16 protein-coding genes are annotated in these 15,376 nt (G+C 65.4%); all 16 read right to left on the reverse strand.

Annotated elements, in window-relative coordinates:
• Positions 1–219: 219 nt before the first annotated feature.
• On the reverse strand, positions 220–1,743 hold the full coding sequence (gene lysS / locus ASG84_RS09140; protein WP_057476702.1) for a lysine--tRNA ligase: 1,524 nt from the start codon (positions 1,741–1,743) through the stop codon (positions 220–222).
• 36 nt (positions 1,744–1,779) lie between these two features.
• On the reverse strand, positions 1,780–2,217 hold the full coding sequence (locus tag ASG84_RS09145; protein WP_057476703.1) for a rhodanese-like domain-containing protein: 438 nt from the start codon (positions 2,215–2,217) through the stop codon (positions 1,780–1,782).
• Complete coding sequence (locus tag ASG84_RS09150) at positions 2,214–2,783, reverse strand: cysteine dioxygenase (RefSeq protein ID WP_057476704.1); 570 nt, start codon at positions 2,781–2,783, stop codon at positions 2,214–2,216. The genes ASG84_RS09145 and ASG84_RS09150 overlap by 4 nt, the downstream gene beginning before the upstream one ends.
• A 149-nt stretch (positions 2,784–2,932) precedes the next feature.
• On the reverse strand, positions 2,933–3,733 hold the full coding sequence (locus tag ASG84_RS09155) for a type III pantothenate kinase (protein ID WP_057476705.1): 801 nt from the start codon (positions 3,731–3,733) through the stop codon (positions 2,933–2,935).
• Between the two features lie 4 nt (positions 3,734–3,737).
• Positions 3,738–4,169 carry an aspartate 1-decarboxylase gene (gene panD / locus ASG84_RS09160; RefSeq protein WP_057476777.1) on the reverse strand — a complete coding sequence of 144 codons (432 nt, stop codon included), beginning with the start codon at positions 4,167–4,169 and terminating at the stop codon, positions 3,738–3,740.
• A 4-nt stretch (positions 4,170–4,173) separates the two neighbouring features.
• Positions 4,174–5,082 (reverse strand): pantoate--beta-alanine ligase, encoded by a 909-nt coding sequence (panC, locus tag ASG84_RS09165; RefSeq protein WP_057476706.1) that lies wholly within the window; start codon positions 5,080–5,082, stop codon positions 4,174–4,176.
• A complete protein-coding gene (locus ASG84_RS09170) occupies positions 5,079–5,993 on the reverse strand; it encodes a Rossmann-like and DUF2520 domain-containing protein (RefSeq protein WP_057476707.1) in 915 nt (304 codons plus the stop codon). The genes panC and ASG84_RS09170 overlap by 4 nt, the downstream gene beginning before the upstream one ends.
• Before the next feature lie 113 nt (positions 5,994–6,106).
• Positions 6,107–7,483, reverse strand: coding sequence for a DUF6779 domain-containing protein (locus tag ASG84_RS09175; RefSeq protein WP_200936531.1), 1,377 nt, complete (start codon positions 7,481–7,483; stop codon positions 6,107–6,109).
• Between the two features lie 90 nt (positions 7,484–7,573).
• The gene (locus tag ASG84_RS09180; protein WP_156399438.1) at positions 7,574–8,044 is read right to left on the reverse strand and encodes a DUF3180 domain-containing protein; all 471 of its coding nucleotides are present in this window, start codon (positions 8,042–8,044) and stop codon (positions 7,574–7,576) included.
• Positions 8,041–8,550, reverse strand: a complete 510-nt coding sequence (gene folK / locus ASG84_RS09185; protein ID WP_057476709.1) for a 2-amino-4-hydroxy-6-hydroxymethyldihydropteridine diphosphokinase — start codon at positions 8,548–8,550, stop codon at positions 8,041–8,043. Before folK ends, ASG84_RS09180 begins: the two co-directional genes overlap by 4 nt.
• Entirely contained in the window at positions 8,547–8,972 is a 426-nt protein-coding gene (gene folB / locus ASG84_RS09190; RefSeq protein ID WP_082520893.1) for a dihydroneopterin aldolase, read from the reverse strand. The genes folK and folB overlap by 4 nt, the downstream gene beginning before the upstream one ends.
• A complete protein-coding gene (folP, locus tag ASG84_RS09195; RefSeq protein WP_057476710.1) occupies positions 8,969–9,817 on the reverse strand; it encodes a dihydropteroate synthase in 849 nt (282 codons plus the stop codon). Before folP ends, folB begins: the two co-directional genes overlap by 4 nt.
• Positions 9,818–9,836: 19 nt before the next feature.
• The gene (gene folE / locus ASG84_RS09200) at positions 9,837–10,436 is read right to left on the reverse strand and encodes a GTP cyclohydrolase I FolE (RefSeq protein WP_057476779.1); all 600 of its coding nucleotides are present in this window, start codon (positions 10,434–10,436) and stop codon (positions 9,837–9,839) included.
• 217 nt (positions 10,437–10,653) lie between these two features.
• Positions 10,654–13,527, reverse strand: coding sequence for an ATP-dependent zinc metalloprotease FtsH (gene ftsH / locus ASG84_RS09205; RefSeq protein WP_057476711.1), 2,874 nt, complete (start codon positions 13,525–13,527; stop codon positions 10,654–10,656).
• A gap of 304 nt (positions 13,528–13,831) precedes the next feature.
• On the reverse strand, positions 13,832–14,383 hold the full coding sequence (hpt, locus tag ASG84_RS09210) for a hypoxanthine phosphoribosyltransferase (protein WP_057476780.1): 552 nt from the start codon (positions 14,381–14,383) through the stop codon (positions 13,832–13,834).
• Between the two features lie 11 nt (positions 14,384–14,394).
• Positions 14,395–15,369 carry a tRNA lysidine(34) synthetase TilS gene (gene tilS / locus ASG84_RS09215; protein WP_057476712.1) on the reverse strand — a complete coding sequence of 325 codons (975 nt, stop codon included), beginning with the start codon at positions 15,367–15,369 and terminating at the stop codon, positions 14,395–14,397.
• Positions 15,370–15,376 lie beyond the last annotated feature (7 nt).

Genomic DNA, 15,376 nt, shown 5'->3' on the forward strand with positions numbered 1-15,376 from the left:
GCAGTGTCCATACGCTGAGGTCGCTTGTGCATTTGAAGGTAAGACTGATTCTCACTGTAGTTGGCCGACGTGACGAACGCCGACCCTCCACCCCTGAAATGCTGCGCAACCGCCCGCGGATCCGGACTGCTGTGCCTGCTTACTGTTCATAACGCAGGCACTATGCAAAACGTTTCCCATTCGATGTCCGCTGCTGGCGAACAGCGCTTTACCTACCGATCAGGCCTGCGAGGGCTTGACGATCGGAAACAGGATCGTTTCGCGGATGCCCAGGCCGGTCAGCGCCATCAACAGACGGTCGATGCCCATGCCGGTTCCGGTGGTCGGCGGCATGCCCTGCTCCATCGCGGCGAGAAAGTCCTCGTCCAGAACCATCGCCTCGTCGTCGCCCGCCGCAGCCTGACGAGCCTGGTCCTCGAAACGCTCGCGTTGAATGATCGGGTCGATCAGCTCGGAGTATCCGGTCGCCAACTCGAAGCCGCGTACGTACAGGTCCCACTTCTCGGTGACGCCGGGCTTGCTGCGGTGCTGCCGGGTCAGCGGGGACGTCTCGACGGGGAAATCGCGAACGAACGTCGGTTCGGTCAACGCGTCGCCCACCTGGTGTTCCCACAATTCCTCGACGAGCTTGCCGTGGCCGTAGATCGGGACCCCGTCCTTGCGCGGCACCTCGACACCGACCTTGTCGGCGATGGCGAGCAGTTCGTCGACGGTGGTCTCCGGGGTGACGTCGAATCCGAGCGACTCCGACAACGACGGGTACATCTCCAGCGTCGTCCATTCGCCGCCGAGGTCGTAGCTGGTCCCGTCGGGCAGCGTCACCACGGTGGATCCGAGCGCGGCCATGGCCACTTCCTGGACGAGTTCGCGCGTCATCTTCGCCGAGTCGTCGTACGTGCCGTAGGCCTCGTACGTCTCGAGCATCGCGAACTCCGGAGAATGCGAGGAGTCGGCACCTTCGTTGCGGAAGTTGCGGTTGATCTCGAAGACCTTCTCGATGCCGCCGACGACGCAGCGCTTGAGGAACAGCTCCGGTGCGATACGCAGGAACAGATCGGTATCCATGGCATTGGAGTGGGTGACGAACGGCCGCGCCGCAGCACCGCCGTGCAGCGTCTGCAGCATCGGCGTCTCGACTTCGAGGAATCCTCGACGCTCGAGTGCGTTGCGCAATTCTCGAACGACGGCGATCCGCTTGCGTGCGGTCTCGCGGGCTTCCGGACGCGTGATCAGATCCAGGTATCGCTGCCGAATACGCGTCTCTTCGTTCAGTTCCTTGTGCGCGACGGGCAAGGGCCGCAACGACTTCGACGCGATCTGCCATGCGTCGGCCATCACCGAGAGCTCACCGCGACGGGAGCTGATGACCTCGCCGTGCACGAACACGAAGTCACCGAGGTCGACGTCGGCCTTCCACTGCGCAAGCGCGTCCTCGCCGACGCCGGCAAGGCTGATCATCGCCTGCAGCTGGGTGCCGTCGCCCTCCTGCAGCGTGGCGAAGCACAGCTTGCCGGTGTTGCGGACGAAGATGACGCGGCCGACGACTCCGACGACGAGACCGGTGGTCGTGTCGGCTTCGAGCTCGGGAAACTCGGTTCGGATCTCGAGCAGCGAATGGGTGCGCGGAACCGATACCGGGTATGCCTCGACCCCGCGCTCGAGCAGCGCAGCGCGCTTGGCTCGACGAATCCGTAGCTGCTCCGGGGTGTCGTCGGCCGGCTGGGTAGAAGCTGAATCACTCACGCGCAAACACTTTACAGTCCGAGACCGTGCGAGCGTTCAGTGCGCTGCGACGGCCTCGGCCTCGCGAACGCAGTGCTCGGCCTGCGTCAACACACCGAGTAATCCCGCCGACTTCAGGGCCTGATAGCCGCCGACCAGATCGGTGGCCTTGTGCAGACCCAACTGCTTGAGCGAGGCCGCCGCGAGCGAGGAGGTGTAGCCCTCGGAGCAGATGACGATCCATTCCATGTCGTGATCGACGGCGATGGCCAGGCGCGCATCGCTCGTCGGATCGAGACGCCATTCGAGGACGTTGCGTTCGATGGCCAACGCGCCGGGCAACGTTCCTTCGACGGCACGCTGGGCCTGCGGGCGAATGTCGATCACGACGGCACCGCGCTCCACGGCGTCGCGCAACTCGAATACGGTGATGCGATCGATGGTCTTGCGAGCGGCTTCCAGCATGTCGACAATGGTCCAGGTGTGAACGGTCATCGTGTGGCCTTCTCGGGTTCGTCGGTGAGCTCGCTGCGGGTGCGGCGCAGAGTCGCACGCTCGGTCACCTCGTAGTAGGACATTGCCGTCAGTGGCGGCGAGTATGCGTGGACGCTGAGAGTGGGCCCGGTAGTAGTCGACGCCGGATCGTGCATCACGTCGTGCACCCACCCCAGCGGGAAGGCCGCCTGATCTCCCGCGTCGAGATGACGCTGCTTCAGTTCGGTTCCTGCCCAACGATATTCGAGCAAAGATCCACTCAGGACGGTCAGGGCTCCGAGCGATCCGGCATGGTCGTGCAGTTCGGTGGACCGATCCGGAACCCAGCTGATCAACCAGACATCGAGGTCGTCGTCGGAATGCAGGCGGGCGGCCCAGCGCTCGTCGGTCGGCCAGAGACCGCCGCCGGGTAGCAGGTGATCGAAACGACCTTCGAGGACGTCCGATGCGCCTTGATCGGTGATCCGGAGCAGGTCGGGAGGCCGCAGCCGCGTCGGCAGTGCGGAGACCGGCCGCGAGGACAATAGGGTGCGGGAGGGTGCAGAAAATACAGGTGTGGAAAGCATGAAGCTCTACTCCAGGGGTGTGTTATGAGCGAGGCAGCGGTCAGCCTCGACAACACTCCTGGGTGGCCATGCACGTCATCACGCCGACGATTCTGACACACGAACGCCGGATGCGCTAGCGCTGGATCGAAACGGTCATCGCGAAACCCTCAGCGCGGGCGCCGCTTTGCCATGTTGCGCTCGTAGACGAGTCGCAATCCTTCGAGTGTCAGGTCCGGTTCGTGGTGCTCGATGGTGGTCGACTCGGGCAGGATCAACGCCGCGATGTCTCCGGTGCCGATGACCGCCACGTCCGTTCCGGCCACCTCGGGCACCTCCCGCCGAATTCGTCCGACGAGGCCGTCCACCAGGCCCGCGAATCCGAAGATGGTGCCCGACTGGATGCATTCGACGGTGTTCTTGCCCAGCACCGACCGCGGCCGGACCATCTCCACCTCGCGCAGCGTGGCGGTGCGGGTCGACATCGCCCACGCCGACATTTCCAGGCCGGGCGCAATGGCACCGCCGAGAAATTCACCCTTGGCCGATACGACGTCGACGCAGGTGGTGGTGCCGAAGTCCACCACGATGCACGCCGAGTCGTAGAGATCATGTGCGGCAAGGGTATTGACGATCCGATCCGCTCCCACTTCTTTGGGATTGTCCACCAGCAGCGGCACACCGGTCCGGACGCCGGGTTCGACGACCACGTGCACCACATGGTCCCAGTACCGCGTGAGCATGGTGCGCATCTCTCGCAGCACCGACGGCACCGTCGACAGTGCGGTGATTCCGGTGATCTGTTCCGCATCGGCTCCCAGCAACCCACGCAACATCAGCGCCAATTCGTCGGCTGTCACATGAGGATCGGTTCGAATGCGCCAGTCCCGCAGCAGCTTCGAGTGATCACCGGTGCCGGTGAACAACCCGACCACGGTACTGGTGTTGCGCACATCGATCGCGAGGAGCATCGAATCAGACCAGCACGGAATCGGCCCGGAGATCGCGCGGACTGATCAGACCCGAGCCCGCAGGCGCATGTGCCGGATCGCTGCCCAGCTCGACCGGCCGGTTCTTCTCGTCGACGAAGACGACCCGAGGCGCGTAGTCGGCAACTTCCTGCTCGTCCATCACCCCGTAGGCGATCAGAATGACCAGATCACCTGGATTGACCAGATGAGCTGCGGCCCCGTTGATTCCGATGACTCCGCTGCCGCGTTCACCGGTGATCACGTAGGTTTCGAGTCGAGCGCCGTTGTCGATGTCGACGATGGTGACCTGCTCGCCTTCGAGCAGATCGGCGGCCTCCATCAGATCCTGGTCGACGGTCACCGAGCCCACGTAGTGCAGGTCTGCGTGCGTGACGGTGGCGCGATGGATCTTGGACTTCATCATGGTACGAAACATCGTGTCACTCTCCACTTTTCGGATCGTCAGGATATTCTAGAAACCCGGTGCCGACGGCGACACCGACGTTGTCGATCAGCCTCGTGGTGCCTACTTTGGCGGCCACGAGCAGCCTGCCGTCCCCACGTTCGGGAGCCGGGCCGAGATGCGGGTCTCGTACCTCGAGGTAATCGACCTGCACCAGCGGCGCCTCGTCGAGAACGGCGCGCGCAGTGGCGATGATGGCCTCCGCTCCCCCGGCCGCGGCATGCGCCCCGGCCACCAGCGCGGCCGACAGAGCCATCGCCGCATCACGCTGCTCCGGGTCCAGATACCGATTACGGGAGGACAGTGCCAGACCGTCCTGCTCGCGCACCGTCGGTACCCCGATGACGGCGACGTCGAAATTCAGATCTCGCACCATCTGCCGGATCAGGGTCAGCTGCTGGTAGTCCTTCTCCCCGAAGTACGCCCGATGCGGAGCGGCTATCTGCAGCAGCTTGGCCACGACGGTGAGCATACCCGCGAAATGAGTTGGCCTGCTTGCACCTTCGAGTTCACTGCCGAGCGGCCCGGGATGGACCGTAGTGCGCGGACCGGACGGGTACATGTCCGACGCGGACGGCGCGAAGACCAGCTCGACTCCCTCCTCACGGAGCAGCGCGACATCGGCGTCGAGGGTTCGCGGGTACGCATCCAGATCCTCACCCACACCGAACTGCAGCGGATTGACGAAGATCGACACGATCACCACCGCACCGGTGAGCTTTGCCTGACGCACCAAGTGCAGATGACCGGCGTGCAACGCGCCCATGGTCGGCACCAGCGCGACCTGTTTTCCGACACCCCGTAAGGCCTTGGACACCGACGTGATCACCGCGGGATCGTGGTGAACTGTCAACTGCCCCTTCGTGTAGCTGCCCGCGAGGGTCATTGCTTCCCTTCCAGAAGTTCGATCAGGTCTGCCCCGGCACCGATGCGCTGCGCAGAGCGAAGAGACAGCGCCCGATACCCGGCAGCGATTCGCGGATCCACGGTCTCGAGCACGTCGAGGTGCTTACCGACTGCGGCGGTATCGCCTCGGGCCACCGGGCCGGTGAGCGCCGATTGCCCGTTGCGCAGCGCATTGTCCAGCGCAGCTTCGAGAAGCGGAGCCAGAACACGCTCGGGCACACCACGTTCGGCATCGGAGCCAGGAAAACCCGGTCCGGCCAACGCGACTCGAAGCGCTTCGACCGCGTCGACCACAAGGGTGACAAGGTGATTACTACCGTGCGCGAGTGCGGCGTGGTACAGCGCCCGATTGTTCTCGGCGACATGCACCGGCTCGCCGCCGATCTCGAGCACCAGAGCCTGCGCAACGGCGTAACCGATCTCGTCACTAGCGGTGATACCGAAGCACGCCGCCGTCATCCTGTCGGTGTCCTCGGCTCGGCCGCTGAACGTCATGGCCGGATGGATCGCGAGCGGCACCGCACCCAGGGCCGTCAGCGGTTCGAGCACCGAGACACCGTTCGCACCGGAGGTGTGCACCACGAGTTTCCCTGGTGCCACCGCCCCGGTGGACGCCAGGCCGGCGACGATCGACGCCAACTCGCTGTCCGGTACGGCAAGAATCAACAGTTCAGCGCGACGAGCTACCTCGTCGACGGGCAGAACCTGCGACTCCGGTAACCGGTCGCGCACCCGAGCGAGCGACGCGTCCGACACAGCAGCAGCACCGACAACGACGTGTCCGACGCGTTCGAGCGCCTCCCCGAATGCCGTGCCCACCCGCCCGGCGGAGACGACACCCACCGTCAATCGAGCTGGCGACAGACCACCAGTGAACCCTGATGAGGTCACCGAAAACTTCCTCTCGTTCGTTCCAGTCCCGCTCGGCGGGTACCAGACGTCCTGCAGGGAACAATAGCGACAGCGGCACCGATGGTGCCATGAATACCGGTGTGATCTGGTTCTCAGTCGGCGCGACGCCGACGACGACGCGTGCCTGCGTCGGTGGTCGTCGTATCGGCCGAGTCGCCGCCGGCCAGACCGGCCATGATCTCGGCGACGGAACGGCCGTTCGAGTGCGCGCCGGTGGCATCGTCGTCGGTCGACTCTGCTCGCCTACGACCGCGCCGAGGCGAGCTGGAAGCATCCACGGCTGGAGTCTCGAGGTCTCGATCCACCGAGAAGAACGCGTCCGCCGAGTCGCGTAACGCACTACGAGAGGCCGGGTAGGGGTCGACGTCCTGGTCTGGATCCGATCCCTGAGCAGTGTCGGAAACGTAGTCGGCGGCAGGCTCGGCTTCGGAATACGGGGCTTCGGAGTACCCGGTCTGACGAGACTCGACGGGCGTCGAGTACTCCTCCGCTTGGTACTGCTCGGCCTGATATTGCTCGGCCACGACGGTGTCGGCCTCGTACGTTTCCGCGGTGGGCTCGGGCTCGTAGTCCTGCGCTTCCGGCTCCGCTGCCGGCGGACGCGTCTGCTCGAAGTTGTAGGCGGTGAACGGCGAGCTGGGCGGAGTGACCCGCGCGGCCGGTCTCGCACCGTACGGGCGGGGCCGCGTTCCGGGGCGCTCGAAAGCATCGACTTCGTCCACGGCTGTTGCCGACGCGTCGTAGCTCGAGTCCTCGGTCTCGAACGCGTTCTCCGCGTACCCACCCTGCGACTCGGGAGCAGTCGATGCCGCGGTGGCCTGCGGCATCTCGTCCGGTCCTTCGGGGTACACCACCGACGTCTCGGCCGTGACCGGCTCGTCGTACGGGGTTCCGACACCGTTGAGACCGGCGCCCGCGGGCATCGGCCCGTTGCCGTTCCCGCCACCCGGTACATACAGCCCGGACGGGGCAGGCTGATAGCTGTCGTATCGTCGGCCGCCGAGTTCTTGCATTCTCATTGCCTCGGCCCGTAACGCGACGCGTTCGGTGGGCAGATTGCCGTCGAACAGCACTTGCAGGTTCTGGCGGAGCGCGGCGAGTTCGTTGCGCAGTGCTGCGACTTCGTCGATCTCCATTCGCGATTCGCTACGAACCCGGGCCTCGACGCTCATCTCGTATTCGCGTCGCGCCGAAATCTCCCGGGCCAACTGCAACTCGTAGACCGTCTGCAGATCTTTGGCCTTGGTTTGGTCCGCAGCCGATTCCCGGCGGTACTTCGTCATGGCGAAAGCGCCGATCACGGCAGCCCACAACGCCGAGAGAACGCCGACCCTCATCCACTGCACACTCTCGGTGAACAGCATGAACACGCTGGCGACGATGCCGAGCACGACGAGCGCGGCAAGAAACAGCTGGCTCGCACTACGCCTGTTTCGGCGTCCCTTCTTTGCGCGAGTCTGATCTGTCATGTTCACCAGGGTAACTGGCAACTCGACCGCAAATAGTCATCCTCGGCCGATCACTTACACAACCGAGGTAACAATCAAATGTTTCGTGCGTTACCGGGAACGCTCGTCGTCCCGATCTTTCGGGGTTCGGCAACACTGCTCGAGCCACACCGCGGCAGCGACGACGGCCACTCCCGCAACCAGCGCCACGATCGCCCCGACGCGATCGGAGGACGCGGCCCGTACCGTCGTGGCACGCGGCATCACATACACCAGAAATCCGACGGTCACCCCGGTGACGGCTGTCCCCACCAGCATCGATGCCTTCGCCAGCACCAGCGCCCGATACACCGTCAACGGATTCAGATCGTGCAGACCGGTACCCACCCGGTGCTCGGCAATGCGATTGCGGACGATCACTGCAGTCACGACCTCCACCACCGCCACGAGATACAACGAGGCCCCGGCGTACACGGGAATCGGCGGCAACGAACCGTAGAAAACCCGGACCAGCAGCCAGGTGCCGATCGCGGCGACCAGGAAAATACCCAAGACATCCCCGACCTTGGTGGGATTGGTCACCACGGGCCATCACCGGTGCCGTCGAGGCGTTCGACTCCCGCACGCTCTTCCGCACTCAAACGCGAGAGCAACTCGGTCACCGGCACATCCGTGTCACCGACGCACAGGGTGGCGTCAGGTTCGACGTCCAGCCACGGCAGCAGCACGAATGCCCGCTCGTGCGCGCGGGGATGCGGGAGTATCAGACGAGGGTCATCGCTGATCACGTCGTCACACACGATCACATCGACGTCGAGGCTGCGTGGCCCCCATCGTTGCACTCGAACGCGATCCGCCGCTTCCTCGAACTGCTGCCCCAGACGCAACCAGTCCCAGGGGTCGTACGCGTCGTCCTCGGCCACCAGCGTCGCATTGAGAAAATCCTGCTGCTCGACGCCGCCCCAGGGCGCAGATCGGTAGACGGCTGAACTGGCCACCAATCGTGATCCCAATCCTGTTGTCACAGAACGCAAGTGGCTGAGCGAGTCGCCGATGTTACTGCCGATCGACAGCACCGCACGCGTCACGTTCGCTCCCGGTACGCCACCACGGCGACATCCTCGAACGTCAGCGGGATGGGGGCGGACGGCTTGTGCAGCACTACTTCCACCGCGTCGACGCGCGAATCGTAGGCCAACACCACCTCGGTGATCTCGGCCGACACCGTCTCGATCAAGTCTTTCGAAGGACCCGAGATCACGGCCGCGGCACGTTCGGCCAGTTCGCCGTAGTGCAGCGTCCGGGTCAGATCGTCGGTCTCGGCTGCGGGCCGCAGATTCATCCATACGGTGATGTCGACGACGAAGTCCTGGCCGTCGCGCTTCTCGAAGTCGAACACACCGTGATTGCCGCGCACCCTGAGGCCACGTAGTTCGATGCGGTCGCCGCGACGCGTTCCGAGGCCACTGCTCTCGGGGCCACTGCTCTCTGGGCCACTGCTCTCGCTCATGCCCGTCCACCCTGCCATGCCTTGACGACGGCGACCGCGTCGAGTGAGGCCTGAACGTCGTGCACCCGCACACCCCATGCGCCGCCGGCAACGGCGAGTGCCGATACGACAGCCGTGGCGATCTCGCGTCCGTCCGGTGGTCGAGGCGAACCGTCATCGTCGGCCAGAAGCGAACCGAGGAAACGTTTGCGAGAGGCTCCGACGAGTACCGGAAAACCGGCCGTCACCAGCTCGGGTAGGCCGCGAAGCAGTTCCCAGTTGTGCTGGGCATTCTTGGCGAAGCCGAGACCGGGGTCGAGCACCAGCGCCGATTCGTCCACCCCCGCGGCCACCGCGCGATCGATCTGTTCCATCAGCTCGTTGCGCACGTCGGCAACCACGTCGTCGTATCGGTCGGCCGGGCCGGAGTGCCGATACTCGGACCCGGCTGACCGCCAGTGCATCAGGATCCACGGCACGCCACCGGCCGCGACCACCCCGGCCATGGCCGAATCGGCTCGGCCACCCGACACGTCGTTCACTATCGACACGCCTGCCTCGATGGCTGCCTCGGCGACCGAAGCGCGCATCGTATCGACGCTGGTCACCACGCCTTCTGCGGCCAGCGCCGCGATCACCGGCACTACCCGCTCGGCTTCGAGAACCGAATCGATACGGTCGGCCCCCGGGCGCGTCGATTCACCACCGACGTCCACGACGTCGACCCCGCGGCGATGCATCGCCAACCCGTGCTCGACGGCCGCGTCGACGTCGAGGTACCGACCGCCGTCCGAAAAGGAATCGGCAGTGACGTTGAGAACGCCCATGACGACGGGGGCCGGCGGGATGCTCCTCGCGAGACTCATCGGGTATCGGTCGGTCGCGTCATTTCCGCAGGATCAGGTCCAGTGCTTCCGAACGCGACGCCGCGCTGGACTGCAACAGACCGCGCACGGCCGAGGTGGTGGTGCTGGCCCCCGGCTTGCGAATTCCGCGCATTGCCATGCAGAGGTGCTCGGCCTCGATGACGACGATCGCGCCGCGCGGGTCGAGCTTGCGCATCAAGGCGTCGGCGATCTGACTGGTCAGACGTTCCTGCACCTGGGGGCGCTTGGCGTACATGTCCACCACGCGTGCCAGTTTCGACAGGCCGGTGACCTTGCCGCTCTTGCCCGGGATGTATCCGACGTGGGCAACGCCATGGAACGAGACCAGGTGGTGCTCGCACGTGGAGTACATCGGGATGTCACGGACGAGTACCAGTTCCTGATGTCCCTCGTCGAAGGTCGTGTTCAACGCTGTGTCCGGGTCGGTGTAGAGCCCGGCGAAAATCTCGCGGTACGAGCGTGCGACGCGGGCCGGGGTATCGAGCAGTCCGGGGCGATCGGGATCCTCGCCGACGGCGATCAACAACTCACGCACTGCAGCCTCGGCGCGAGGCTGGTCGAAGACCGCCCCGGTGGCGTAGGCGACCGTCTGCTCCACTGCTCGCTGTTCGGCTGCCGGGACTTCTGCCGAGTCGTTGGTCGACTCGTCGGTCCGATTGACTGACACGTGAATGTACCTCCGTTTGGGCTCCACGAATGAGACGGCTGGGCTCACCTGCAACGGTCCGAAAAAACAATTGCAGATGAGCCCAACACGGTTCGAACGACGTGCTGGGCCGACCTTCGCGGTCGACCCAGCAAGCCTAATGACAGGTCTAGCGGTACGAACCCCCAGGCCCTTCCCAGCGACGCGTCTGCGGGCCGTCGTCGCCGTCCTCGTCGGCTCGCTCGTCGCCTCGCGACTCCTCGTACGGAGTATCGCCGGAACGATCGTCACCGGGAAGCGGGTAGTTCTGCGACGGACCGGGCACCTCCCACGACGGGGCCGACGGCTCTTCGTGGGCGGAACTGTCCGGATTGTCGGCGTACGGGGGCGCGTGACGAGACGTCCGACCTTGGTCCCGTGTATCAGGTCGGAACGGGTCCGGCTGATACTGCGGCGGCTGGTACGCCTGTTGCTGACCGGTCGGCGGTTGGTACGACTGCGGCTGCTGATAGGTCGGGTGCTGCCGGTAGGTCGGCTGACCCTGAGGCGGCTCGTACCGATTCTGATCCGGTCGATTCGATTCCGGCTGATCCCGAGTCGGCTGGTTCTGGGCCGGTGGGTTCTGGGCCGGTGGGTTCTGCGCCGGAGGAGTCGTCGGGCCCTGGTAGCGCGGAACCGACGGTTGATCGCGCGGCGGCCAGCCCGGGGCAGACCATCCTGCGGGAGCGCCGTAATCGGGCCGTGCACCAGCATTAGGGGCCGGACGGGGATCCGATCTGCGGTAGCCCTCGGAGTAGCCGCCGTCGTTCGGAACACCGCCGTTGTGGGCGCCACCGTTGTGGGTGCCACCGTAATTGCCGTTGGTGCCACCGCCGTTGTAGCCCCCGTTGACCGGTCCGCCGTTGTTCGGGGCACCGTTGACCGGGCTGCCGTTCGTGGGAGCACCGTTCGTGGGAGCACCGTTCGTGGGAGCACCGTTGGCCGGGCTGCCGTTGTAGCTGTTGCTTCCGTTCGGGTAGCCGCCCTTGCTCAGCTGCGGCGAACCGGAGTAGCTGGGCTGCGGAACCTGTTGCGGCGGAAGCTGTTTCGGGGCCGGCGGCACCGGAGGCCACGGCTCGCCGCGCTCAGCGGCAAGTTCGCGCGGAGTCTTCACCGGCGGCTTGTCCGAGGGCTTACGGTCACCGAAGTCGTTGAACAAGGTGATGCGCGGGCGCTTGGTGACGCTGTGGAAGATCTTTTCGAGGTCCTTGCGGGTGAGCGTCTCACGTTCGAGCAGCTCGGAGGCGAGGGTGTCGAGCAGATCGCGGTACTCGTTGAGGATGGCCCACGCTTCGGTGTGCGCAGCTTCGATGAGCTTGCGCACCTCCTCGTCGATCTCGCGGGCGACCTCGTGCGAGAAATCGGACTGCTGGCCCATCGAACGACCCAGGAACGGATCGCCCTGTTCCTGCCCGTACCGAACGGCTCCGAGCTTGCTGCTCATGCCGTACTCGGTGACCATCGCGCGAGCGATCTTGGTGGCCTGGTCGATGTCGGATGACGCGCCGGTGGTCGGCTCGTGGAAGACGAGTTCCTCCGCGGCGCGGCCGCCCATGGCCATCACCAGACGAGCGATCATCTCCGACCGCGTCATCAGGCCCTTGTCGTCCTCGGGCACCGTCATCGCATGGCCGCCGGTACGCCCGCGAGCGAGGATGGTGACCTTGTACACGGGCTCGATATCGGGCATCGCCCACGCGGCGAGGGTGTGTCCACCCTCGTGGTACGCGGTGATCTTGCGCTCGTGCTCGCTGATGATGCGGCTCTTGCGTCGCGGACCACCGACCACGCGGTCCACCGACTCCTCGAGCGAGGCCTCGGTGATCACGGTGCCGTTCTCACGCGCGGTGAGCAGTGCCGCTTCGTTGATGACGTTGGCCAGGTCTGCACCCGACATTCCGACGGTTCGCTTGGCAAGACCCTCGAGGTCGGCGTCCTGAGCAACGGGCTTGCCTGCCGAGTGCACCTTGAGGATTGCGCGACGGCCGGCCAGGTCTGGCGCGCCGACCGGGATCTGCCGGTCGAAGCGGCCGGGACGCAGCAGCGCCGGGTCCAGGATGTCGGGACGGTTGGTCGCGGCGATGAGGATCACGCCGGTGCGCTCACCGAAGCCGTCCATCTCGACGAGCAACTGGTTGAGCGTCTGCTCGCGCTCGTCGTGTCCGCCGCCCATGCCTGCACCACGCTGGCGGCCGACGGCGTCGATCTCGTCGACGAAGATGATGCAGGGGCTGTTCTGCTTGGCCTGCTCGAAGAGATCGCGGACGCGAGATGCACCGACACCGACGAACATCTCGACGAAGTCCGAGCCCGAGATGGTGAAGAACGGGACTCCCGCTTCGCCTGCGACGGCGCGCGCGAGCAGCGTCTTGCCGGTTCCGGGAGGGCCGTAGAGCAGAACACCGCGCGGAATCTTGGCACCGAGCGCCTGGTAGCGCGCCGGGTTCTGCAGGAAATCCTTGATCTCGTACAGCTCTTCGACGGCCTCGTCCGCGCCTGCCACGTCGGCGAACGTGGTTTTGGGCATGTCTTTCGTGAGCTGCTTGGCCTTCGACTTGCCGAAGCCCATGACTCCGCCGCGACCGCCACCCTGCATGCGGCTCATCACGAAGATGATCACGCCGAGGATCAGCACCATCGGAAGGATCAGCAGCAGGAAGGAGCTGAACCAGCTCTCCTGGGTGACAGTGGTGTTGTAGCTGTTCAGACCCTGCGAGTCGACCTTGTCGAAGATCTGCTCGGATGCCGAGTCCGGGTACTTCGCAATGATCTGCTTCTGATTGTCGGTGGCGTCGGAGGCCTCTTTGAGGGTCAGCCGAATCTGCTGCTCACGGTCGTCGATCTGCGCGGACTCGACGTTGCGGTCGTCGAGCTGGGCGATCGCCACCGAGGTGTCGACCGACGTCCAGTTCCGCGTGTCGTTACCGAAGTAGCTGAAGGCATAGATCACCAACAGAATGCCGAAAACGATGGCGAGATTCCGTATTACTGTCTTCCGATTCATACAGCTTCAGCCGAGACGGCCGTGTCCTTTCAGTCCGCTCCCGCGCGCTGGCTGCTCCCTGCCCGCCGGATACTCCAGGCTAGCGCGAGACTCGGACATCTGACTCGCTCATACCTGGCGCTCTGCGTCCACGCACCTGTTTGCGTCGACGCTTCTTCCCCTCCAACGACCGCACTCCCCCGGCAGTTCCCCACCTCTTCGGCACCTTATCCGCATCGATGGACCATTGCATACGTCTCGGCGCGGCAATGGTCCATTCACGCGGGTCCGGGAGCCGCGAACCGGGCTGAACGAACGACGAGGCTCAGCTGTAGACCTTCGGGTCCAGCAGGCCGATGTACGGCAGATCACGGTAGCGCTCGTTGTAGTCCAGGCCGTATCCCACGACGAATTCGTTGGGGATGTCGAAGCCCACGTTCGCGACCTCGACGTCGACCTTGATGGCGTCGGGCTTGCGCAGCAATGTCACCACCGACAAGGAAGCAGGCGAACGGGTCGCGAGGTTGCGCTTGAGCCAGCTCAGCGTCAGACCGGAGTCGATGATGTCCTCGACGATCAGCACGTGGCGTCCGGTGATGTCGCGGTCGAGGTCCTTGAGAATTCGGACGACACCGGACGACGACGTCGACGAGCCGTAGGAGCTGACCGCCATGAACTCGAGCTGCGCCGGGATGGGCAGGGCCCGGGCGAAGTCGGTCATGAACATGATCGCGCCCTTGAGGACGCCGACCAGGAGCAGGTCACCTTCCGGGGCACCTTCGGGATACCGCTTCGCGATTTCCTCTGCGAGTTCCGCAGTGCGCGCTTTGATCTGTTCCTCGGAAATGAGAACCGATTCGATGTCGCCCTCGTACACGGGGTTTCCCTTCATTCGTTCTCCAGGCCGACGCTCAGCCTGCCATGTCGCCGCGAGCACACCAACCTCGCATCGGGCGTTCCGCCTGGCAGCGCAACCCCGCCCTGGCCGGTCCATCGTCCGACGAGGGCGTCGACGGCTCGGAGCTGTCGATCGGTCGACGACGTCACTCCCCGTTCGAGCAACCATCGGCGAAGCACGCGGCGGCGAACGGCCGGGGCGAGAGGTTCGATCACCGACACCTCGAGGTCCGGGCCATCGGTGTCGGCGACGGACCCGGCAAGCGCGTCGAGCACGTCGCCGTCCTCACGTAACTGCTCGGCCGTCCGCGCGAGTGCAGCGGCGACGCCACCACCCAGCACGTCCTCGAGCAACGGCAGCACCTCGTGGCGCAGCCGCACCCGAGTGAAATCGGTATCGGTGTTGTGCGGATCCTCGAAGGGCTCCAACCCGAGCTCGACGCAGGCAGCCCGGGTGACCGCACGCCTGACTCCGAGCAGCGGACGGCCCCACGGTGGGGTGAACGCCGTCATGCCGGCAATCGACCGCGGCCCCGATCCGCGGCCCAACCCGAGCAGCACCGTTTCGGCCTGATCGTCGAGGGTGTGCGCCACCAGCACCGACGCGTCGCCGCGCGCGAGATCCAACGCGTCGTATCTGGCTCTGCGGGCCGCTGCTTCCGTCCCGCCCGAACCGGTGACGCGCACCGGAAGAACGCGAGCTTCGACCGCACCCAACTCCAGCGCCCGCGCCGCTGCCGCCGCCGCGACCTCGGCCGAACCCGGCTGAAGACCGTGGTCGACGATCAACGCGCGCACGTTCGGGGCCTCGGCGACGCTCGCGGCCATCAGGGCCAGCGAATCGGCGCCGCCGGACAGCGCAACGGCAACCGGGCCGGGGTGTGCAGCGAGCCATGCCCGCACCGCATGCCGAATCTCCAGCAGGGCAGGGCCCTCAGGAAATCTCGGTCGTTCCGCGGGCTCCACTCCCTCA

It is taken from the genome of Rhodococcus sp. Leaf278, from assembly GCF_001426085.1.
Lineage (GTDB): Bacteria > Actinomycetota > Actinomycetes > Mycobacteriales > Mycobacteriaceae > Rhodococcoides.

Coding starts and splice junctions, on each gene's coding strand:
- ASG84_RS09145 (WP_057476703.1), bottom strand. CDS start 2,217: ATGACCGTTCACACCTGGACCATTGTCGACATGCTGGAAGCCGCTCGC.
- ASG84_RS09150 (WP_057476704.1), bottom strand. CDS start 2,783: ATGCTTTCCACACCTGTATTTTCTGCACCCTCCCGCACCCTATTGTCC.
- ASG84_RS09155 (WP_057476705.1), bottom strand. CDS start 3,733: ATGCTCCTCGCGATCGATGTGCGCAACACCAGTACCGTGGTCGGGTTG.
- panD (WP_057476777.1), bottom strand. CDS start 4,169: ATGTTTCGTACCATGATGAAGTCCAAGATCCATCGCGCCACCGTCACG.
- panC (WP_057476706.1), bottom strand. CDS start 5,082: ATGACCCTCGCGGGCAGCTACACGAAGGGGCAGTTGACAGTTCACCAC.
- ASG84_RS09175 (WP_200936531.1), bottom strand. CDS start 7,483: ATGACAGATCAGACTCGCGCAAAGAAGGGACGCCGAAACAGGCGTAGT.
- folB (WP_082520893.1), bottom strand. CDS start 8,972: ATGAGCGAGAGCAGTGGCCCAGAGAGCAGTGGCCCCGAGAGCAGTGGC.
- folP (WP_057476710.1), bottom strand. CDS start 9,817: ATGAGTCTCGCGAGGAGCATCCCGCCGGCCCCCGTCGTCATGGGCGTT.
- ftsH (WP_057476711.1), bottom strand. CDS start 13,527: ATGAATCGGAAGACAGTAATACGGAATCTCGCCATCGTTTTCGGCATT.